Source organism: Nonomuraea roseola, assembly GCF_039535395.1.
In the GTDB taxonomy this organism is placed as follows: domain Bacteria; phylum Actinomycetota; class Actinomycetes; order Streptosporangiales; family Streptosporangiaceae; genus Nonomuraea; species Nonomuraea roseola.
In genome coordinates this window covers 896185-916773 of record NZ_BAAAXC010000014.1, presented here as the reverse complement: position 1 = coordinate 916773, position 20589 = coordinate 896185, and the positions used below count along the sequence as shown (strand labels likewise).

The window sequence follows — 20589 nt, the reverse complement described above, 5'->3', positions numbered from 1 at the left end:
AACGCAGGTCCGGTCACCGGTGCGTTAGGGTCGCGGGTGTGCGCGTGGATCTGCTGAGTCGTGAATACCCGCCCGAGGTGTACGGCGGGGCAGGGGTGCATGTCGAGTACCTCGCCAGGGAGCTCAGACGTCTTGCCGACGTACGGGTGCGCTGCTTCGGCGCGGCCAGGGAAGCGGAGGGCGTGTCCGCCTACCGGGTGCCCGGCGGCCTCGAGAGCGCCAACGCCGCGCTGCAGGTGCTCGGCGTCGACCTGGAGATGGCCGCCGCCTGCGAGGGCGCCGACCTGGTGCACAGCCACACCTGGTACGCCAACTTCGCCGGGCACGTCGCCAAGATGCTGTACGGCACGCCGCACGTCGTCACCACCCACAGCCTCGAGCCGCTGCGGCCGTGGAAGGCCGAGCAGCTGGGCGGCGGCTACACGCTGTCGTCGTGGGCCGAGCGTACCGCGCTGGCCTCGGCCGACGCGATCGTCGCGGTGTCGGAGGGCATGCGCCGCGACGTGCTCGCGGCCTACCCAGAGATCGAGCCGGGCAGGGTCAGCGTCGTCCACAACGGCATCGACACCGTCGAGTACGCCCCCGACCGCGGGCTCGAGGTGCTGAACAAGCACGGCATCGACCCGAGCAGGCCGTACGTCGTCTTCGTCGGGCGGATCACCAGGCAGAAGGGGCTGGTCCACCTGCTGCGCGCAGCCCGCTCCTTCGACAAGGGGGCGCAGCTCGTGCTGTGCGCGGGCGCGCCCGACACGCCGGAGATCGCCGCGGAGGTGCGCGGGCTGGTCGAGGGCCTGGGCCGCGACGGGGTGTTCTGGATCTCCGAGATGCTGCCCAAGCCCGAGGTCATCCAGCTGCTCACGCACGCTACCGTGTTCGTCTGCCCCTCGGTCTACGAGCCCATGGGGATCGTCAACCTGGAGGCGATGGCCTGCGAGACGGCTGTCGTCGCCACCGCGACGGGCGGCATCCCCGAAGTCGTGGCCGACGGCGAGACGGGGCTGCTGGTGCCGATCGAGCAGGGCCGCGACGGCACCCCCGACGATCCGGCGAGGTTCGAGGCCGACCTCGCCGAGCGCGTCAACGCGCTGCTGGGCGACCCGGCCAGGGCCAGGCGACTCGGCCTGGCGGGCAGGGCCCGCGCGGTCGAGCACTTCTCGTGGGAGCGCATCGCCGACCGCACCATGCAGCTGTATGCCACCCTCGGCGGCTGACTGGACATCCCGATCACCCGGGTATGTGATCCTATAGTCTGACCGCCTCCTCACCCCCGGGAGCCGCCGTGACCGAGATCATGCGAATGCCCCTGGACGGCGGGGGCGCGCTCTACGTCGAGGTGCCCGAGCGCAGCGCCGGAACGCGCAGGGTCTCCCGCACCGGCGAGGTGATCGACGCCTCCGTCGAGTCGCTGCAGGCGGCGCTGCGTCCCATCGGCGAGGCGGCCACCGCGGCGCTCGACGTCTTCCGCCGGTCCTCGCCCGACGAGGTGGAGCTGGAGTTCTCGGTCAAGCTCAACGCCGAGGCGGGCGCGATGATCGCCAAGACGTGCGGCGAGGGGCACATCCAGGTGCGGCTGGCCTGGCGGAGCGGCGGATAGTCCGCGCTGCCGTACGCTTTCTCACGCCGAGCCGACGACCGGAGGGAGAGTCCGTGCTGCTGGCCGAGGGCGTGCACGCCGTCATCACCGACAGGAACGGGGGAGGCAGCGCCCCGCCGTACGACAGCAGGAACCTGGGCGGCGCGGTGGGCGACGACCGCGACAGCGTGGCGGCCAACCGCCGCGACACCGCCATGGAGCTGGGGCTCGATCCCGGCAAGGTGGTCTTCATGCGCCAGGTCCACAGCGCGAACGTGGCCCAGGTGAGCGATCCGTTCGGCGACGACCCGCCCGAGCTCGACGCGATCTTCACCGACCGGCCGGGGCTCGGGCTGGCGGTGCTGGTGGCCGACTGCGTGCCCGTGGTCGTCGCCGACTCCTTCGCCGGCCTGGTCGGCGTGGCGCACTCGGGTCGCGAGGGCACGTTCAAGGGCGTGGTCCCCGCGCTCGTGGAGGCGATGGCCGGCCAAGGGGCCAGGCCCGAGCGGATGACGGCGCTCGTCGGCCCCTCGGCGTGCGGCTCGTGCTACGAGGTCTCCGCCGAGCTGCGCGACGCCGCGCCGGGGGAGATGCGCTCGGTGACGCGCCACGGCACCCCTGCGCTCGATGTCCGCGCGGGCGTGTCGGCGCAGCTGGCCGCGGCCGGTCTGCGGGCCGTACGGCACGACGCCCGCTGCACGATCGAGTCGCCCGAGCTCTACTCCTACCGGCGCGAGCACGTCACGGGACGCTTCGCCGCCTACGCCTGGCTGGCCGGCTGACCCCGTCTCATCTGGCGATGTAGTGCAGGATCACGTTGTGCACGTGGTGGGCCTTGTTCTCGCCCCTGAACTCCACCTCGTAGGTGTGCGTCCCGACATGGATGGCGATGGCGCCCGAGGAGAAGAACGACCCTGCGAACGACTTGTTGCTCACCACGCTCACCGCGGAGATCTTGGCGTAGGGGATGCTCGTGATGGCGATCTTCTTGCCGACGAACGACTTGTCCTGCACGATCACCCGCCGATCGGTGAGACCGAGGAAGCCCGTGCCCGCCCCGATGGCGTCGTAGACCGCTATGACCTGCTCGCCGGGGAGCAAGCCGCTCTGGATCTGCTGCAGTTGCTCTTGACGGTCGAAAGCGATGTCCATATTTGAGAAATGGGTCTTGCCGTCCACTTTGTTACAGACAAGGCTGGGAGGAAGGGGGGTGCGAAAGCACACCAGGAGGCGCAGCATGACCGACGTCACGCAGTCCAGGCCACTCGGAGTCAGCCGCCCCGATCTCACCGTCACCGACCTGCCGCGCCCCGAGGAGGTCTTCGGCGTCCAGCGCATCGGGCCGAAGGAGCTGTTCAAGTACGCCGTCGGTCCCTCGCTCATCGCGCTGGGCATCTCCGTCGGCAGCGGCGAATGGCTGCTGGGGCCACAGGCCGTCGGGCAGTACGGCTTCGTGGGCGTCGGCTGGGTCATCACGGTCTCGGCGCTCCTGCAGACCTTCTACAACGTCGAGTGCTCACGCTACGTCCTGGCCACGGGCGAGGTGCCGGTCGTGGGCTGGGGCAGGGTGCCGCCCGGCTTCAAGTTCTGGGTGCCGCTCTCCGTCTTCGTGGTGATCTTCGCCTTCATCGCGGGCGGATGGGCCGCCTCCGCGGGGCAGGGTCTCTACGCGCTCGTCCACGGCACGGCGCCGCCCCGGGGAGCCGAGGAGCCCAGGCTGTGGGCCATCGCCCTGCTCGTTCTGGTCTTTGTCATCACCGCGCTCGCCCGCCGCATCAGCAGGGTGCTGGAGCTGGCCAACTGGGTGATGGTCAGCGCCATCCTCATCACGCTGCTCGTCATCGACCTGTTCGTGGTGCCCTTCGAGCAGTGGTGGGAGGCCATCAGGGGCTTCGTCACCCCGGCCGCCCCGCCGGCGGGGATCACCGCCACCCAGCTGGGCGGCCTGGCCGGGTTCACCGCGCTGGCCTCAGGACTGAACTGGTACGTGATGGGCCACTACCGCGACAAGGGCTACGGCATGGGCTACCGCGCGGGGTTCATCTCCGGCATGCGTGGCGGCCGCAGCGAGCTGCTGGCCAGCGGCGTCACCTTCCCCGACGACGCGAAGAACACCGCGATGTGGAAGCGGTGGTACCGCCTGCTGCTCGTCGACATGTGGGGCGTCTTCTTCGTCGGCGCGATGCTCGGCATGCTGCTTCCCACCATGCTGATGGCCCGTGCCGTCGAGATGACGGGGCAGCGGCCGACCACCGCCAACGTGCCGACCTTCGTCGCCACCGCGCTCAACGAGGAGTACGGCCGGCCGATGTTCATCCTGGTGCTGGTCATCGGGGTGCTGATCCTCTTCTCCACCCAGCTGGGCATCTTCGAGGCGATGGTTCGCGTCACGACCGACGCCGCCCACGCCACCAGCCCCCGGCTGCGCCGCCTGGTCGAGGGCGACCCCCGGCGTTTCTACTACCCGTTCATGCTCGGGCTGCTGGTGATCATCGGCATCGTGCTGCACCTGGCGGTCCCCGTCGAGCTGGTGCAGTGGTCGGCCAACATGTCCAACCTCGGCGCGCTGATCTACCCGTTCCTGCTGATGTACCTCAACAGCAGGCTGCCGAAGGCGGCGAGGCCACGCTGGTGGCACTACGTGATCCTGGTGCTGAACTTCCTGTTCTTCGGCTTCTTCTTCGTCAACTTCATCGCCGACTTCCTCGGAGAGCCACTGGTAACGTTCTGAGGTGATCATTCGCCCGGCCGACAAGAAGACGGACGCCACCCGCATCGGCGCGGTCCTGAGCCGCGCCTTCCACGACGACCCCGTCGTCCGCTGGCTGCTGCCCTCCGGTGAGGGCAGGGAGCGGATGTTCGTCACGCTCGCCCGCCACGTCCACGCCCTCGGCGATCTGGCGATCGACGGCGAACAGCTCGTCGGTGCCGCGCTGTGGGACCCGCCGGGCTACCGGCAGCCGCCGCTCGAGACGCTGCGGTCGCTGCCCGGCTTCCTGATGGCGATGGGCGGCCGCGTCACCTACGGACAGCTCCTGCAGACGGAGTTCCACCGGCGCAGGCCGCGGGTGCCGCACTGGTACCTGGCGGAGATCGGCACCGACCCCGCGGCGCAGGGCCGCGGGGCGGGAAGCGCCATGCTGGCCGGCAGGCTCGCCCACTGCGACAGCGAGGGGACGGCGGCCTACCTGGAGAGCAGCAAGGAGAGCAACGTCCCCTTCTACGAGAAGCACGGCTTCAGGGTCACAGAGGAGATCCGCCTGCCCAAGGCCGGACCCACCGTCTGGGCCATGATCAGGGAGCCGGTCAGCTGAGCCGCTCCAGGACCACCACGGGGATCTCGCGGTCGGTCTTGGTCTGGTAGTTGTCGTAGTCGGGCCAGACCCTGGTCATCATGCGCCACATCTCCGGCTTCTCCTCCGGCAGCGCGGTGTGCGCCCTGGCTCTGAACTTCTCGTCCTTCACCTGCACCTCGACCTCGGGATCGGCCTGCAGGTTGAGGTACCACTCGGGGTGGCGGGGATCGCCGCCCTTGGAGGCGACGACCAGAAAGGAGTCGCCGTGCCGCTGGTAGATCAGCGGGGTGGTGTACTTCTTGCCCGACTTGCGTCCTGTCGTGGTCAGGAGCAGTGTCGTGGTGCCGTTCCACTCGTGACCCTCGGCGCCGTCGGTCTCCTGATAGCGCTGCACGTGTTCTTTACCGAAGAGCATGTGCACCCTCTACCCGGCATCGGGTCAACACAGAGTCAGCGGTCTGGATGGTCCTTGCCTACAGGGTTTAGACTCCCGGGCATGACCTGGCGACATTGATCCACCACCAGAGGTCGACGCGGGGCGCGTGAGCGCGGACCCCCGGGCGCTGCACCACGCCCGACGTCCGTTCCCTCCGTCAGGAAGACCTCATGCCTCTGAAGCTCTACGCCTACGCGTTCCTGGGCGACTTCATCCTGCTCTATCCGGTCTATGCCCTGCTGTTCTCCGACAGCGGGCTGACCGTTCCCGAGATCACCTCGCTGCTCGTCATCTGGGCCGTGTCGGGCCTGCTGCTGGAGGTGCCGTCCGGCGCGCTGGCCGACACGCTGTCGCGCAGGGCGCTGCTCGTCGCGGCCCCCCTGCTCGGCGCCGCCGGCTTCGCGCTGTGGACCACCGTGCCCGCCTACTGGGCGTTCGCCGTCGGGTTCGTGCTGTGGGGCGCCCGTGAGGCGCTGGAGTCGGGCGCGCTCGAGGCGCTCGTCTACGACCACCTCGACCACGACGGCGCGGCCGAGGAGTACGCCAAGGTCATGGGCAGGGCTCGCTCCGTCGGCCTGGTCGCCGTCGCGCTCTCGATGGCCGTGGCCGGCCCCGTCTTCGCCGTGGGCGGCTACACCGTGGTGGGCGTCGCCAGCGTGCTGGCCTGCCTGGCCTGCGCGCTCGTCGCCCTGACCTTCACCGAGCGGCGCGCCGCCGAACACGACGACGACCCCACCGGCTACCTCGACACCCTGCGCGCCGGCCTCGCCGAGGCGCGCACCTCGCCCAAGGTACGGAGCGCGCTGCTGCTGGTGCCCGCCGTCACCGCGATCTGGGGCGAGCTGGAGGAGTACGTCCCCTTGCTGGCCAGGGAGAGCGGGGCGGTGACGACGGCCGTGCCCCTGCTGGTGCTGCTGGTCTGGGTCGGCGCCACCTCCGGTGGACTGCTGGCCACGTACGGCAGCCGCATGCGCGCCCGCGGCTTCGCCGCCGTCCTCGCCGTCGGCGGCCTGGCTCTCAGCCTGGGCGCCGTCACCGGGCATCCTGCGGGGTTCGCCGGCATCGCGGTGGCCTTCGCGATGTTCCAGCTCGGCGGCGTGCTGGCCGACGCCAGGCTGCAGGAGCGCATCACAGGACCGAGCCGCGCGACCGTGACGTCACTGGCGGGCCTGGTCACCGACCTGTGCACCATCCTCGCCCTCCTCGTGTACGGCGCGGCGTCGCTCGTGCTGCCGCACAGCGCGCTGTTCGCCCTGTTCGGCGTGCCGTACCTGGTGATCGCGCTGGTGCTGGCGAGAAGCGGCCGCCGGCTCCGACTGCGCGAGGAGGAACCGGAACGTAGAGGAGTGATCACGTGACTGTTCCGCGCGTCGGCTTCATCGAGGCTCTCGCGACCGCGCTCTGACGATCAGGCCCGCCCGGCCGCACGAGGCGCGATCATGCCACGTGCGGCCGGACGCCGCGCCTCAGGTGTAAGGCTTGGTGACGGCCACCAACTCGGGGAGGGCGTCGGCGGTCTCGACGAACAGGGCGGGCGAGGGCGTGCGCTCCCGCACGTCCTTCACCCTGATCGCCATCACCGCAGGCGTCGCCGCGCCGACGTCGCCGTAGCGCGCGTCGACCGCGGCGCTGATCGCCCTGCGGGCGTCGGCCACGACCTCCCGCGCCGCGTGCGCGGGCCCCGAGGCGGCCAGGTAGCCGATCAGCGCCGCGAACCGCAGATCGCCGCCCTTCGGCTCGGCCGCGCCAGGACTGTCGAGCCAGAACACCTTGCCGGCCAGGAACGCCGCGTAGCTCGAGCCCTGGCGATCGAGGATCCGCGTGGCGCCGGTGAGCAGCTCACCGAACTCGGCCAGATCCGCCTCGGGCGGCAGGTCGGTGGTGACCAGGAGCGGCACGATCAACGAGTCGAGCATCAGTCAACATCCCTCCGTGAGGTCGCTCATGCTAGACCGCCCCACCGACAATCCGCGGCCGGTCGCCGTGTGTCGGCCCGATCCGCGCGTCGCCTTAGGATCCGAGGATGCCCTCCGCCCTCCTGATCAACGGCACCGTCGGCTCCGGCAAGACCTCGGTGGCCGACGCAGCCGGTGACCTGCTCGCCGAAGCCGGGGTCCCGAACGCCGTCATAGACCTCGACTGGCTGCGCCGCGCCTGGCCGAGCCCGCCGCACGACAGGTTCAACGCGGGGCTCACGCTGCGCAACCTGCGCGCCGTCGCGGGCAACTACCTCGAGGCGGGTTTCGAGCGGCTGGTGCTCGCGGGCGTGGTCGAGTCGCGCGAGGAGCGAGCGGGATACCTGGAGGCGCTGGGGATGGACCTGACGGTCTGCAGGCTCCGCGTCGACCTGCCCGAGGTACGGCGCCGCCTGACCCGCCGCCACGAGCTCGACGAGCAGGGCCTGCGCTGGCACCTCGACCGCTCGGGCGAACTGGAGGCGATCCTGGAAGAGGCCGGGACCGAGGACTTCACCCTCGACGCCACCCACCTCACGGCGCCGGAGGCCGCCGAGCAGGCCCTCCGTCTGTCGGGCTGGCTCCCACCGGCGCCGTGAAGAACCAGGCGGGGCCCTCACCGCAGGACGCCGCCCTGGCCTTGCCGCCGGCCATGAGCGGCTCCCGCGGCCCGATGCCGCCGGGTGGTCACGGCGCGGCCGGGACCGGTCGGGTCCCGTCGGCTCCGCCCGTGGTCCTGGCCGGGCCCGGACAGCGCCGGGCCCGGCCGGAGTGAAACGGGGTTACGGCCGGACGCCCCAGTGGAGGTTGTCCGTCCGCCACAGCTCGGACTGGCGCTGCTTGAGCAGCGACCTGGATCCTCCGCCCACCGGGCAGCGGGTGCCTGGCGCGGGCACGACCAGCGAGATCAGGTACTGGTCGAAGGGTACGGTGGCGCACTCCTCCTTGCCGTAGATGCGGTGACCCCAGCCCTCGTAGGTGAGCAGCACCGCCTTGGGGCCGAGTTGGCGGGCCACGTTGGCCGACCAGCCGTACGGGGTGGAGGGGTCGTGCAGCGAGCTCCCCAGCATGATCGGAGCGCTGCCCCTGTAACGCAGCCTGTGCTGCGGGTTGGTGGTGGGGTGGTTGAGGCAGACGGGCAGGTCCTCGATCGGCATCGGGTTGTAGCGCATGTCGGGGGCGCGGCGGTTGGAGCTGCGCAGCAGCGCGGCGTACTGCTTGTAGTTGCGCACCCGCAGGTTGTAGTCCTCACAGAGGATCACGGTCGGCAGGTGGGCGAGCTCACCCTCCACCGGCTGGCGGCCGGGCAGCGGCGGCACCCACGGCGGCAGCGGTCCGCCGCCGTCCAGGGCGCGGAGCATCTCGCTCAGCAGCTGCCAGGCGGGGCCTTCGGTGCCGAGCACGCCCTGCCACAGGACCTGCAGCTCGGTCATCGGGCGGTCAGGGACGCCCGGGTAGAAGAGCTTTCCGCTCCGAGCCTTGGTCAGCAGCCTCTCCCACACCGCCCGGACATCCTGGCCGTGCAGGGCGCAGCTGGTCTCCTGCGCGCACCAGCCGGCGAACTCGTCGAAGGCGTCCTCGACGGCGGCCGCCTCGGTGTCGAGGAAGGCCTTGACGCCGAGGCTGTGGTCCATGTTGCTGTCCAGGGCCATGGCCCTGATCCGGTGCGGGAACAGCTCGGCGTACATCTGGCCGATCAGCGTGCCGTACGAGATGCCGTAGTAGGTGAGCTTCTCCTCGCCGAGGGCGGCGCGGAGGGCGTCCATGTCGCGCGCGACGTTGGTCGAGTCGACGTGGTCGTACAGGGGGCCGGTACGGGCTCGGCAGTCCTGGTGCAGCCTCTTGGCGTAGGCGGTCCACCTGTCGAAGTCGGCCTGGCTCTTCATGACCGCGTGCGGCATCTGGTTGTACACCGACGCCGAGCAGACGACCGGGTGGCTGCGGCCCACGCCTCGCGGGTCGAAGCCGACGATGTCGAAGCGCCGCTGGAGCTCCTCGGTGAAGAAGCCGGGGGCGCCGTAGGCGGCTTCCACGCCGGAGCCGCCGGGTCCGCCCGGGTTGATCACGAGAGAGCCGACGCGGGCCGCGGGGTCGGTGGCCTTGCGGCGGGCGATGGCCAGGTCGATGGTGGGCCCGTCGGGCTTGGACCAGTCGATCGGGACGGCCAGCTTGCCGCACTCGGCGGTGGGCTCCTCCTCGCAGGGCGCCCAGGCGATGCCGCCGCTCCCCGGAGGAGCAGGGCTTCCGTTTTCTGCCGACGCACCGGCCGCGGGAACGGGCAGCACCGCCGCCACCACGACGAAGGCGGTGGCAAGGAGGGAGAGTCTTCTTCGCACATTGCTCCAATCATCGGCCGGCCGACCGGATCAGCCGGCACTCGACCGATCTAGATCATTCCTGGTCGGCGGAACCGACGGAGCAAAGATGAGAAATTTCTTAAAACGACCAATTCCGACAGCGACGGGTCAGAACGCAGGCCCGGAGCCGAGCGGTTCGAAGACGCCGCCCTTCAGTGGGCGGGCCACTCGTCGGCCAGGGCGGAGTGCACGATGGAGTCGCGCCAGCCCGCAGGAGTGGGCACGTGATGGCGGATGCGCCCCTCCTCCACCATCCCCGCGACGAGCATCGCCAGCTGCGCGGCCGTGTTCGCGGGGGAGCGCGCGCCCCAGAGGCGGTGCAGCCCCAGGTCCTTGAAGCCGAACTTCAGCAGTAACCGGATCAGGTCCGTGCCGATGCCGCGGCCCCACAGGTCGGAACGCAGGCCGAGGCCGATCTCGGCGCTGTGCGGGTGGTCGGCCTCGACGTGCAGGCGGGCCACGCCGATCACCGCGCGCGTCTCGCTGTCGGTGACGGCCAGCACGTACAGGCGGCGAGGGGTCGCGGCGGCCGCCGTGATCGCCTCGGCGACGATCTCGGCGACCTCCTCGCGGGTGCGCGGGTCGAAGGGCAGATGATGGGTGGCGGCCGGGTCCCCGTAGACGGCGTGCAGCGCGTCGACGTCGTCGACGGTCACCTCACGCAGGCCCAGCCGCTCGCCGGTGACGTGGACGCTGCGCATGCGCAGACGGTAACGCCTTGGCCGCGATCTTCACAAGAGCGGTCAAGTCGCCAGTTGACTGCCGTAAGCTCGCGCGACAAGTTCGGCGACGGCCCCGTGCGCGCCCAGCGGGTCGGCGAATCCGGCCCCCACGCTCGCCGCGGCCGACTCCAGCACGGAGGCGTCGGCCTCGTGCCCGATGAGGCAGGGGGAGATCGCCAGGCGCTCGGCGCCCGCGGCGCGCAGCCGTGCGGCGGCCACGTCGACGCCGGGCTCGCTGTCGAGCGAGGCCGCCACGACGGGCAGGGTGAGGCGCGAGGCTAGCAGCACGGCGGTGGCCTGGGCGGCGTGGACGGCCTGCTCGCCGCCGACGGTGCCGAGGATGACCGCGTCGACAGGGCTGGAGACGCTGAGCAGGCGCATCCTGTCGGCCCTGGCGAGCTCCTTCTCGGCCAGCTTGATGTGCAGCGCCTCGGCCAGCAGCGGGTGCGGGCCGAGCGCGTCGGTGATGGTGGCGTCGGCGCCGGTGGCCGCGACGACCTTGGAGATCTCCTCGGTGACCGCAGGGTCGGGCCAGAGCGTCAGCGGCACCACGATCGCGGCGCGGTCCTGCGGGAGCTGGTCTGCGAGATCCTCGAACGTGGCCAGGCGCACCTCGATGTGCGGGTTGTCGACACGCACGAGCCCGACGATCTCCTCGGCGTAGCCGCCGGGGTCGGCGGGGCACGCCAGCACGAGGGCAGGGGCGTCCGGCGGCAGGGACGTGGGCACGGGCCGCCGATGGCGGCCGCCACCGGGCCGGGGGGAACGTTCACGTACAGGCAGGCTCACGGCGCGGAGTTTATGACTATTTGGAAAACCGCGTGCTCGGAATCGGCCGCGATTCCATTACAACCTCACCAGTCTCACCAGTAAGACAGCTAAAGGCTGTGAGCGAGATCACATCGTGACGTTGTGAAACGTTGACGTCACGGCTCGCGGCGCGACACTTTGAGAAATCTAGAAGCGCGTTCTAGAGCAACCTTCCACCGCTTGGAGGTTGGAGTGAAGCCGTTCTACGTCCGCGAGCTCACCGTCTATCCCGTCGGCACGCGACGAATCCGCCTGCTGGCGGTGGCCGTACTGGCAAGCCTGGTGGCCAACTTCGAGACCACGCTGGCCACGATCCTCCCGCTGCTGCGCGAGGACCTCGACATGTCGCTGGAGGTCTACGGTCTCATCGCCGCCCTCTCCGTGCTGGTGGGCGGGTTGTCGGCCGGATTCGGCGGGATCCTGTCCGACCGGTGGGGCAGGGTGACGATCCTGGTTCCCACCCTGACGGTCACCGCCGCCTGCAACTTCCTGCTGGCCACCGTCGACACCGTCGGCGGGCTGTTCTTCGTGCGCTGCCTCATGCTGTTCATCGAGGGCGCGGCCATCACGATCACCGCCAGCCTGGTGCGGGACTTCTCCCCTCGCGTGGGCAGGGCGCAGGCGTTCGGCTTCTGGACCTGGGGGCCGGTGGGCGCCTCCTTCCTGGCCTCGGCCATCGCGAGCCTGACGCTGCCGATGTTCGGCAACGCGTGGCAGTCGCAGGCGATCATCATGGGCGTCGTCTCGCTGGTGCTCTGCGCCGTCATCATCTGGCAGATCGCCGAGCCCTCGGCCGCGCTGAGGGCCCAGGTGATGTCGGCGGAGGTGGCGGTCGCCACCGAGGGGAAGATCGACCCTGGCAAGGTCCGCGAGCTGCTCAGGCACCCCCACCTGTGGGCCCACGTGTGGGGCAACACCGGCTGGCAGGTGCTCTACTGGACCTTCGCGATCTTCGGCCAGACCATCCTGGTCGACTCCTTCGCGATGAGCGCCGCCCAGGCCAACGGCGTCGTGGCGTTCGGCATCGTGCTCAACGCGGTAGCGGTGATCGTCGTCGGACGGGTGTCGGACCGGTTGCAGCTGCGCAAGCCGTTCACGCTCGCGGGCACCGTGCTGACCATCGCCACGCTCGGGGTGTTCGTCGCCCTCATCGGCTCGGGGGCCTCGGGTCCTGCGGTCGTCGCCGTCTACGCCGCACTCTTCCTGGTGCTCGGCGTGGCCTACGTGCCGTGGATGGCGAACTTCTCCGAGGACGCCGAGGACGTGGAGCCCCGCCTGCAGGGCGCCGCGCTCGGCATCTGGGGCATGGTGGTGCGCATCATGATCGTGGTCCTGCTCCTGGTGTCGCCGCAGGTCGTGGCCGCCGGCGGGTGGAGCGCGTGGCTGCTGGTCGGCCTCGCGGGACAGGTGGTCTTCCTGGTCTCCATGCTCGCCTTCAGGGGCAGATGGCGTACGGCCAGGCCCGCCTCCGCCACCGTCTGATCCAGGGCGGGCGCTGTGACCTGAATCACAGTTCCCGCTGTTTACATCCATGTAATCGATTACCTATGGTGATGTAATCGATTACATGGAGGACTCATGGCACGCATCAAGGACGTCGCGGCGCACGCGGGCGTCTCCGTCGCCACGGTCTCCCGCGTCCTGAACGACAACCCGTCGGTCACCGAGGAGACCCGCGACCGCGTCTACGCGGCCATGAAGGAGCTCCGCTACGTCCCCAACGCCGTCGCGCGGTCGCTGCGCACCGAGGCCACCAGGACGCTCGGCCTGATCATCGGCGACATCCTCAACCCCTTCTTCACCGAGCTGGCCAGGGGCGTGGAGGACGAGGCCAGGCAGGCCGGCTACACCGTCATCATCGGCAACGCCGACGAGCGGGCCGAGGAGCAGGACCACTACGTGCGCACGCTGGTGGAGCAGCGCGTCGACGGACTGCTGATCTGCCCTACCGCCGAGGTCACCCCGCTGGTGGAGGAGCTGGTCCGCACGGGCAGGCCGCTGGTCTTCCTGGACCGCACGATCAGCGGCCTCGACGTGCCGTCCGTGCGCGCCGACGGGGCCACCGCGATCGCCGAGCTCGTGGCGCACCTCAAGTCGCGGGGGCACCGCAGGATCGCCTTCGCCTCGGGGCCGGCCACGCTGTCGACGGGCCGCGAGCGGACCGAGGCCTTCGCCGCCGCCATGGCCGAGGCGGGCCTCGACCTCAGGGCCGAGTACATGGCCGCGGGTGACTTCCGCGAGGGCAGCGGCAGAGCCATCACGGCGCGCCTCCTGGACCTGCCCGAGCCGCCTGAGGTGATCTTCTTCGGGGACAACCTGATGACACTCGGCGGGCTGGACGAGATCAGGGCCAGGGGGCTGAGCATCCCCGGCGACGTGGCGGTCGCCTCGTTCGACGACGTGACGTGGTTCGTCCACGTCGATCCACCGATCACCGCGATCGCCCAGCCCACCGCCGAGATGGGGCGCACGGCCGTACGGCTGCTGCTGCAGGGTGTCGCGGGGCGCAGCGGGCAGTCGGTGGTCCTCCCCGCCGAGCTGGTCGTCCGCAGGTCCTGCGAGAGGAAGGGTGCATGAGATGAGCGAGGAGATCCTCAGGGTCGAGGGCCTGCGCAAGCGCTTCCCCGGCGTCCTCGCGCTGGACGGTGTGAACCTCTCCCTGCGCACCGGCGAGGTCCACGTGCTGCTCGGCGAGAACGGCGCGGGCAAGAGCACGCTGATCAAGATGCTCTCCGGCGCCTACCATCCCGACGAGGGTCGCATCCTGCTCGACGGGCAGCCCGTGGAGGTCCGTACGGCAGGCGACGCCCAGCGCCTCGGCATCGCCACCATCTACCAGGAGTTCAACCTGGTCCCCGAGCTGACGGTGGGGGAGAACCTCGCGCTCGGCCGCCCGCCCCGCAGGTTCGGCTTCATCGACGTCAAGGCCATGCACCGCCAGGCCCGTGAGCTGCTCGACAGGGTCGGGCTCGACCTCGACCCGCGCAGGAGGATCGGAACGCTCGGCATCGCGCGCATGCAGATGGTCGAGATCGCCAAGGCGCTCGCGCTGAACGCCCGTGTGCTGATCATGGACGAGCCGACCGCGGTGCTGACCACCAGCGAGGTGGACAAGCTCTTCTCCATCGTCAGGCAGCTGCGCGACGAGGGCGTGGCGATCGTCTTCATCACCCACCACCTCGAGGAGATCGCCCAGATCGGCGACAGGGTGACCGTCCTGCGCGACGGGCGCTCGGTGGCCGAGGTGCCGGCGAACACAGCGGAGGACGAGCTCGTCAGGCTCATGGTCGGCCGCCCCATCGACCAGCAGTACCCCAGGGAGCCCGAGCAGCCCGGCAGGGCCCTGCTGAAGGTGAGCGGGCTCGGCAGGCGCGGCGCCTTCGACGACGTCTCCTTCGAGGTGCGCGCGGGCGAGGTCGTCGGGCTGGCGGGGCTGGTGGGCGCGGGCCGTACGGAGGTGGCCAGAGCGATCTTCGGCGCCGACCGCTACGACACCGGTGAGGTCACGGTGGACGGCAGGCCGCTGCCCGCAGGAGACATCCACGCGGCGATGGCCGCGGGCCTCGGCCTGGTGCCGGAGGACCGCAAGGGGCAGGGCCTGGTGCTCGGCGCCGACATCGCCGAGAACCTCGGCCTGGTGACGCTCGGCGACGCCAGCCACGGCGGCTTCGTGGACCGCTCGGGCCAGCGCAAGGCGGCCGCCAAGGTCGCCGGCCAGCTCGGGGTCAGGATGAGCGGGCTCGGCCAGGAGGTCCGCACGCTCTCGGGCGGCAACCAGCAGAAGGTCGTCATCGGCAAGTGGCTGCTGGCCGACGTCAGCGTCCTCATCCTCGACGAACCGACCCGCGGCATCGACGTCGGCGCCAAGGTCGAGATCTACCAACTGATCAACTCTCTGACGGCCTCGGGCCACGCCGTCCTCATGATCTCCAGCGATCTCCCCGAGGTGATCGGCATGAGCGACAGAGTGCTCGTCATGGCCAGAGGCAGGCTCGTCGGCGAACTCCCCGCGGGCGAGGCGACACAGGACACGGTGATGGCGCTGGCCGTCACCGAGGTGGAGGGAACTCGTGTCCAGTAGAACGAAGGTCTGGTTCTCGGAGAACGGCGCGCTCGTCGCGCTCGTGGTCCTGGCCGTCGCGCTGTCGCTGCTGTCCAGCGACTTCCTGAGCGTGAGCAACCTGCTCAACGTCGGCGTGCAGGCGGCCGTCACCGCGATCCTCGCCTTCGGCGCCACGTTCGTCATCATCACCGCGGGCATCGACCTGTCGGTCGGCTCCGTGGCCGCCCTGTCGGCCATCACGCTGGCCTACCTGTCCACGACCTCGGGCCTGCCGTGGCCGCTGGCCACGGTGATCGCGCTGGCCGTCGGCGTGGTGTGCGGGCTGGCCAACGCCGCCCTCATCGCGTACGGCAAGCTGCCGCCCTTCATCGCGACCCTGGCCATGCTCGGCATCGCCAGGGGCCTCGCGCTGGTCATCTCCCAGGGCAGCCCGATCGCCATGCCCGACGCGGTCTCCCACGTCGGCGACACCATCGGCGGCTACCTGCCCATCCCGGTGATCGTCATGGTCGTCATGGGCCTCATCGCCGCCGTCATCCTCAACCGCACCTACCCGGGCCGCGCCATGTACGCGATCGGCGGCAACGAGGAGGCCGCCAGGCTCTCCGGCATCAAGGTCAACAGGCAGAAGCTCGTCACCTACGCCCTGTCGGGCGGCTTCGCCGCCGTCGCGGGCATCGTGCTGGCCAGCCGTCTCGCCTCCGCCCAGCCGCAGGCCGCCGCCGGCTACGAGCTGGACGCCATCGCCGCCGTCGTCATCGGAGGGGCCAGCCTGTCCGGAGGCAAGGGACGCGCCTTCGGCACCTTCGTCGGCGCGCTCATCCTCGCCGTCCTGCGCAACGGCCTGAATCTCCTGTCCGTCTCCGCCTTCTGGCAGCAGGTGGTGATCGGCGTCGTGATCGCGCTCGCGGTCCTCGTCGACACCCTGCGTCGCAGGTCAAGCAATTAAGGGAAGAGAACAGTCATGAAGCTGAGGATCATCGCGGCCGGTGCCGCGCTCGCGCTCGGCCTGACCGCCTGCGGTTCGGCCGACACCACCGGGCCTACCGCCACGGGCGGCGGCTCGGGGGATATCAAGATCGGCATGTCGGTCTCCACGCTGAACAACCCCTACTTCGTCCAGCTGCGCGCTGGCGCGGAGGAGGAGGCCAAGAAGCTCGGCGTCTCGCTGACCGTCACCGACGCCCAGAACGACGCCTCGCAGCAGGTGAACCAGGTCCAGAACTTCACCAGCCAGAACATGAAGGCGATCGTCATCAACCCGGTCGACTCCGACGCGGCCGCGCCGGCCGTCAAGGCGGCCGAGCGGAGCAACATCCCGGTCATCGCCGCCGACCGCGGCGTCAACGGCGCCGAGGTCAAGCAGACCGTCGCCTCCGACAACGTCCAGGGCGGCAAGCTCGCGGCCGAGGAGCTGGCCAAGCAGATGGGGGAGAAGGGCAGGGTCGTGGTGCTCCAGGGCGTCGCGGGCACCTCCGCCTCCCGCGACAGGGGACAGGGCTTCACCGAGGGCATCAAGGCCTACCCCAACATCCAGGTGGTCGCCTCCCAGCCCGCGGACTTCGACCGCACCAAGGGCCTGGACGTCATGACGAACCTCCTGCAGTCGCACCCCGACGTCACCGGCGTCTTCGCCGAGAACGACGAGATGGCGCTCGGCGCGATCAAGGCTCTCGGCGCCAAGGCCGGCTCGGCGGTGAAGGTCGTCGGCTTCGACGGCACCCCCGACGGGCTCAAGGCAGTCCAGGCGGGCACCCTCGCCGCGACCGTCGCCCAGCAGCCCAAGGTCCTCGGCCAGCAGGCCATCGCCGGAGCGGTGAAGGCCGCCAAGGGTGAGAGCATCCAGCAGACCGTGGCCGTGCCGGTGAAGGTCGCGACCAAGGACAACGTCTCCGAGTTCGCGAGCTGACCATGGACGTGGTGGTCGTGGGGTCGGTCAACGCCGACCTCGTGGTCAGGGTCGGGCGCAGGCCCGCGCCCGGCGAGACCGTGATGGGCTCCGACCTTGACACCTTCCCCGGCGGCAAGGGCGCCAACCAGGCCGTCGCCGCCGCCAGGCTCGGCGCGGACGTCGCCCTGCTCGCCAGGACCGGCACCGACCAGTACGGCGCTCGCCTGGTCGCGGGGCTCGCCGCCGAGGGTGTCGGCGTGGAGCACGTGATGGAGACCGAGGGGGCCAGCGGCGTCGCGCTCATCACCGTCGACGCCGAGGGCGACAACAGCATCATCGTCTCGCCGGGCGCCAACGCGCGCCTCACCCCCGCGGACGTGGCCGCCGCCGGCGACCTGGTGAGCGGGGCGGCGGTGGTCTCACTCATGCTGGAGATCCCGCTCGATACCGTGATGGCGGCCGCCCGCGCCGCCCGCAGGGCGGTGCTCAACGCCTCACCGCCCCGCGAGCTGCCCGGCGAGCTGCTGGCGCTGGCCGATCCGCTGGTGGTCAACGAGCACGAGGCGGCGTTCCTGCTGGGCGCGGCCTCGGCTGCTCCCGTCTCCGAGCCTGCCGGGATGGCGCGCGCGCTGCTCGCGCTGGGACCGCGATCGGTGGTGATCACCTTGGGGGCGGACGGCGCGGTGGTGGCCGAGCCCCCGACCGCCGGGTCACCTGGTTTCGCGGACGCCGCGGCGGGCGTTCCGGCGGCTGCGCCGGGTCGTGTCGCGGCTCAGGGGGACGGTGCCCTTGGCCGTCCGGCCGGGGCGGTCGTGACTATGGTGCCGAGCCCCGTCGTGGACGCCGTGGACACCACGGGCGCGGGCGACGCCTTCACCGGCGCGCTGGCCTGGCGCCTGGCCCTCGGCGACAACCTGCCCGAGGCGGCGGGCTTCGCGGCCGAGGTGGGCGCCGCCGCCGTCCGCAAGGAGGGCGCCCAGAGCTCGTATCCCCGCGGGGAGGAGCTGTGAAGCGCTCGGGGATACTCAACGCGGCTCTGGCCGGGCAGCTGGCCAGGCTCGGCCACACCGACCGGGTGCTGGTCTGCGACAGCGGGATGCCGATCCCTGCCGGCGTGGAGGTGGTGGACCTGGCCTTCGTGGCGGGCGTGCCGTCCTTCGCCGAGGTGCTGGACGGCCTGCTGGCCGAACTGGTCGTGGAGGGCGCGGTCGCGGCCGGCGAGGTCGGCGAGGCCAACCCGGCCTGCGCCGGCCTGCTGGGGGAGCGGCTGCCGGACCTGGAGTATGTCCCGCACGAGGAGCTCAAACGCCTGTCGCGCGAGGTGAAGCTGGCGGTACGGACGGGTGAGGCCCGCCCGTACGCCAACGTGATCCTGCACTGCGGCGTCTACTTCTGACGACCGCGCCCTCGCCCCGGCGCTGATCTCCTGAGCAGGAGGACCGGCGCGGCTGGAAGGCTGTGCCCATGAACGAGGTCGAACTGGATGACGGGATCGTTCGCCTGGAGCCCTGGGGCGATGGTGATGCCGCCTGGTACGCCGAAGCTGTGCGCGACCCGTTGATCCAGCGCTTCACCTCCGATCCGCCCACCTTGGACGCTGCCCAGGTCCTGACGGCGATCAACCGACTGCGCCGCACGGACGACGAAGAGGGCTTCAAGATCTGCGACGCGGCCTCAGGTGCCAGGCTGGGCAACATCGCCCTGAAGCACGACGGGGAGGTCGGCGAGGTCTCGTACTGGCTGACGGCTGAGGCCCGTGGACGCGGGGCGGCGACCCGGGCCCTCACCTTGTTCACATCCTGGATCTTCTCCACCGTGGGCCTGGCGGAGCTGCGGTTGCGCGCCCACCGCGACAATCAGGCTTCACAACTCGTGGCCCTGCGCGCGGGGTACTCGCGTGATCCAGGACGCGATGGATCCCAAGAGGTCAAGGGTGCGGTGTGGCCCATGCTGGCCTTCGCGCTGGCCAGGTCGACCAGATGAACCTCGGCGTAGGGCCTGGCTCGATCAGAGCCCTTCAACGCCTGTCTTGCTCCCGCCCTCTCCCGTGCCTGTCCGATGCTCGCTCGGGCGGATGCCGTGTGCCTTCTTGAACGCGGCGCTCAGGGCGAACGCGCTGGAGAAGCCGACACGGCCTGCTGCCGTGGCGATCGTGGTGCCGGCCTCGCGCAGCAGGTCGGCGGCCAAGGCCAGTCGCTGCTCGCGCAGGTAGGTCATCGGAGGCTGCCCGACCAGAGCGGCGAAGCGCCGGGCCAGGGCCGCCCGGGACGCGCCCGTCTCGGCGGCCAGTGACTCGACCGTCCACGCATGGGCGAGGTCGGCGTGCAACAGCCGCAGGGCCGACTGGGCGGACCGCGCCACCGCCCCGCAGGGCCGGCTCCTGAGCGCGCTGTACCTGATCACGCCGGCCTCGGCGGCCCGCAGGCGGCGCGGGACATCGCCGCCTTCGCCCGGCAGGCCGCGGCGGCCGGGGCGCGGCCAACCGTGCTGGTTTCCACGCCGGACGGCGGAGGCCGGTCGTTCGCCCCTCACAGATACAAGCCTGACCTGCCGGAACACGAAAGGCGGTGGGGCTGGCCCCACCCCCTGGGGTGGCCATTTCCTACCCCGGTCGTGGGCCGGCGCCCATGGAGGTCGTGGCCGCGGACCGCGAGGCTGGACGGGCTCGATCGGAGCGAGGGTCGAGCCCGGCCAAGCCAACGAGGGGGAGACGTGATCGAAGTCAGGGGCCTGACCATGCGGTACGGCCGCACGCTCGCCGTGGACGACCTGACCTTTACGGTGAAACCGGGGCTGGTGACCGGATTCCTGGGGCCGAACGGCGCAGGCAAGTCCACGACCATGCGGATCGTACTCGGGCTGGAGGTCCCTGCCGCAGGTGAGGCGCTGGTGGACGGGCGGGCCTACGCGGCGCTGCGGCGGCCCATGCTCACGATGGGGGCGCTGCTGGATGCCGGGGCGGTGCACGGCGGCCGCACGGCCCGCGCCCATCTCGGCTGCCTGGCACGCAGCAACGGCATCGACCTCCGGCGGGTGGCCGCCGTGCTCGGCCAGGTCGGCTTGACGGACGTCGCGGACCGGCGGATCGGGGGGTTCTCCCTCGGCATGAAGCAGCGGCTGGGCATCGCGGCGGCGCTGCTCGGCGACCCGGCGGTGCTGATGTTCGACGAGCCGCTGAACGGGCTGGACCCTGAGGGCATCCGCTGGATCCGCGAGCTGCTGCGCTCACTCGCGGCCGAAGGCCGCACCGTCCTGCTCTCCAGCCATCTGATGAACGAGCTGGCGATCACCGCCGACCACGTCGTCGTCATCGGACGCGGCCGGCTGATCGCCGACACGACCATGGACGCGCTCGCCGCACGCTTCCAGCGCGACGTGCTGGTGCGCGCGGCGCACCCAGAACGGCTGGCGCAGATCCTGCGCGCGCACGGCGCGACCGTTGCCGCCGCGACCGCCGAGCAGGCGGCCCCGCCGACCCCCGGCACC

General features: G+C 70.9%; 21 protein-coding genes and 2 pseudogenes. 16 read left to right on the top strand and 7 right to left on the bottom strand.

The features are described from left to right. Positions 1-44 precede the first annotated feature (44 nt). The 3 genes from glgA (at position 45) to pgeF (ending at position 2355) form a co-directional block, all read left to right on the top strand. On the top strand, positions 45-1211 hold the full coding sequence (gene glgA / locus ABFX55_RS22715) for a glycogen synthase (RefSeq protein WP_346124021.1): 1167 nt from the start codon (positions 45-47) through the stop codon (positions 1209-1211). Between the two features lie 68 nt (positions 1212-1279). Beyond that, the gene (locus ABFX55_RS22710; protein ID WP_346124019.1) at positions 1280-1594 is read left to right on the top strand and encodes a CU044_2847 family protein; all 315 of its coding nucleotides are present in this window, start codon (positions 1280-1282) and stop codon (positions 1592-1594) included. A gap of 53 nt (positions 1595-1647) precedes the next feature. After that, positions 1648-2355 carry a peptidoglycan editing factor PgeF gene (gene pgeF / locus ABFX55_RS22705; RefSeq protein WP_346124017.1) on the top strand — a complete coding sequence of 236 codons (708 nt, stop codon included), beginning with the start codon at positions 1648-1650 and terminating at the stop codon, positions 2353-2355. 7 nt (positions 2356-2362) lie between these two features. Here pgeF and ABFX55_RS22700 read toward each other — a convergent pair whose 3' ends face one another. Next, entirely contained in the window at positions 2363-2725 is a 363-nt protein-coding gene (locus tag ABFX55_RS22700) for a PH domain-containing protein (protein ID WP_346124015.1), read from the bottom strand. An 85-nt stretch (positions 2726-2810) separates the two neighbouring features. Between ABFX55_RS22700 and ABFX55_RS22695 the strand changes: the two genes are divergently transcribed. Together ABFX55_RS22695 and ABFX55_RS22690 are read left to right on the top strand one after the other, a co-directional pair. Then, a complete protein-coding gene (locus tag ABFX55_RS22695) occupies positions 2811-4304 on the top strand; it encodes an Nramp family divalent metal transporter (RefSeq protein WP_346124013.1) in 1494 nt (497 codons plus the stop codon). 1 nt (position 4305) lies between these two features. After that, positions 4306-4887 (top strand): GNAT family N-acetyltransferase, encoded by a 582-nt coding sequence (locus tag ABFX55_RS22690; RefSeq protein ID WP_346124011.1) that lies wholly within the window; start codon positions 4306-4308, stop codon positions 4885-4887. Here the strand turns inward: ABFX55_RS22690 and ABFX55_RS22685 are convergent. Continuing rightward, a complete protein-coding gene (locus tag ABFX55_RS22685) occupies positions 4880-5284 on the bottom strand; it encodes a nitroreductase family deazaflavin-dependent oxidoreductase (RefSeq protein WP_346124009.1) in 405 nt (134 codons plus the stop codon). The genes ABFX55_RS22690 and ABFX55_RS22685 overlap by 8 nt on opposite strands. A gap of 191 nt (positions 5285-5475) precedes the next feature. Between ABFX55_RS22685 and ABFX55_RS22680 the strand changes: the two genes are divergently transcribed. Continuing rightward, positions 5476-6663: an MFS transporter gene (locus ABFX55_RS22680; protein ID WP_346124007.1), complete on the top strand. Its 1188-nt coding sequence runs from the start codon at positions 5476-5478 to the stop codon at positions 6661-6663. Between the two features lie 108 nt (positions 6664-6771). Here ABFX55_RS22680 and ABFX55_RS22675 read toward each other — a convergent pair whose 3' ends face one another. Next, complete coding sequence (locus tag ABFX55_RS22675) at positions 6772-7221, bottom strand: hypothetical protein (protein ID WP_346124005.1); 450 nt, start codon at positions 7219-7221, stop codon at positions 6772-6774. Positions 7222-7328: 107 nt separating this feature from the next. On the opposite strand from ABFX55_RS22675, the gene ABFX55_RS22670 reads away from it, so the two are divergent. Then, complete coding sequence (locus ABFX55_RS22670) at positions 7329-7859, top strand: DEAD/DEAH box helicase family protein (protein WP_346124004.1); 531 nt, start codon at positions 7329-7331, stop codon at positions 7857-7859. 183 nt (positions 7860-8042) lie between these two features. Here ABFX55_RS22670 and ABFX55_RS22665 read toward each other — a convergent pair whose 3' ends face one another. The 3 genes from ABFX55_RS22665 to ABFX55_RS22655 all read right to left on the bottom strand — a co-directional run bounded on the left by ABFX55_RS22665 (position 8043) and on the right by ABFX55_RS22655 (position 11068). Continuing rightward, entirely contained in the window at positions 8043-9596 is a 1554-nt protein-coding gene (locus ABFX55_RS22665) for an alpha/beta fold hydrolase (RefSeq protein ID WP_346124002.1), read from the bottom strand. A 173-nt stretch (positions 9597-9769) separates the two neighbouring features. Then, complete coding sequence (locus tag ABFX55_RS22660; protein ID WP_346124001.1) at positions 9770-10318, bottom strand: GNAT family N-acetyltransferase; 549 nt, start codon at positions 10316-10318, stop codon at positions 9770-9772. A 42-nt stretch (positions 10319-10360) separates the two neighbouring features. Beyond that, on the bottom strand, positions 10361-11068 hold the full coding sequence (locus ABFX55_RS22655; RefSeq protein WP_312895449.1) for a sirohydrochlorin chelatase: 708 nt from the start codon (positions 11066-11068) through the stop codon (positions 10361-10363). A gap of 273 nt (positions 11069-11341) precedes the next feature. Here ABFX55_RS22655 and ABFX55_RS22650 point away from each other — a divergent pair, with 273 nt between their 5' ends. The 8 genes from ABFX55_RS22650 to ABFX55_RS22615 all read left to right on the top strand — a co-directional run bounded on the left by ABFX55_RS22650 (position 11342) and on the right by ABFX55_RS22615 (position 19086). Continuing rightward, positions 11342-12631, top strand: a complete 1290-nt coding sequence (locus ABFX55_RS22650) for an MFS transporter (protein WP_346123999.1) — start codon at positions 11342-11344, stop codon at positions 12629-12631. A gap of 96 nt (positions 12632-12727) precedes the next feature. Then, positions 12728-13726: a LacI family DNA-binding transcriptional regulator gene (locus ABFX55_RS22645; protein ID WP_183645668.1), complete on the top strand. Its 999-nt coding sequence runs from the start codon at positions 12728-12730 to the stop codon at positions 13724-13726. Between the two features lies 1 nt (position 13727). Then, positions 13728-15230 (top strand): sugar ABC transporter ATP-binding protein, encoded by a 1503-nt coding sequence (locus ABFX55_RS22640; protein ID WP_346123997.1) that lies wholly within the window; start codon positions 13728-13730, stop codon positions 15228-15230. Beyond that, on the top strand, positions 15220-16161 hold the full coding sequence (locus ABFX55_RS22635; protein WP_312895448.1) for an ABC transporter permease: 942 nt from the start codon (positions 15220-15222) through the stop codon (positions 16159-16161). The genes ABFX55_RS22640 and ABFX55_RS22635 overlap by 11 nt, the downstream gene beginning before the upstream one ends. Before the next feature lie 15 nt (positions 16162-16176). Further along, a complete protein-coding gene (locus ABFX55_RS22630; protein WP_346123995.1) occupies positions 16177-17121 on the top strand; it encodes a substrate-binding domain-containing protein in 945 nt (314 codons plus the stop codon). Positions 17122-17123: 2 nt separating this feature from the next. Then, entirely contained in the window at positions 17124-18113 is a 990-nt protein-coding gene (locus ABFX55_RS22625) for a ribokinase (RefSeq protein WP_346123993.1), read from the top strand. Then, positions 18110-18499: a D-ribose pyranase gene (gene rbsD / locus ABFX55_RS22620; RefSeq protein WP_346123992.1), complete on the top strand. Its 390-nt coding sequence runs from the start codon at positions 18110-18112 to the stop codon at positions 18497-18499. Before ABFX55_RS22625 ends, rbsD begins: the two co-directional genes overlap by 4 nt. A 68-nt stretch (positions 18500-18567) precedes the next feature. Next, positions 18568-19086 (top strand): GNAT family N-acetyltransferase, encoded by a 519-nt coding sequence (locus tag ABFX55_RS22615; protein WP_346123991.1) that lies wholly within the window; start codon positions 18568-18570, stop codon positions 19084-19086. 24 nt (positions 19087-19110) lie between these two features. On the opposite strand, the pseudogene ABFX55_RS49905 reads toward ABFX55_RS22615, so the two are convergent. Continuing rightward, positions 19111-19443, bottom strand: a pseudogene (locus ABFX55_RS49905) (helix-turn-helix transcriptional regulator); the annotation flags it as partial. Between the two features lie 372 nt (positions 19444-19815). On the opposite strand from ABFX55_RS49905, the pseudogene ABFX55_RS22605 reads away from it, so the two are divergent. Then, positions 19816-20565 (top strand): annotated as a pseudogene (locus ABFX55_RS22605) (ABC transporter ATP-binding protein); the annotation flags it as partial. Positions 20566-20589 lie beyond the last annotated feature (24 nt).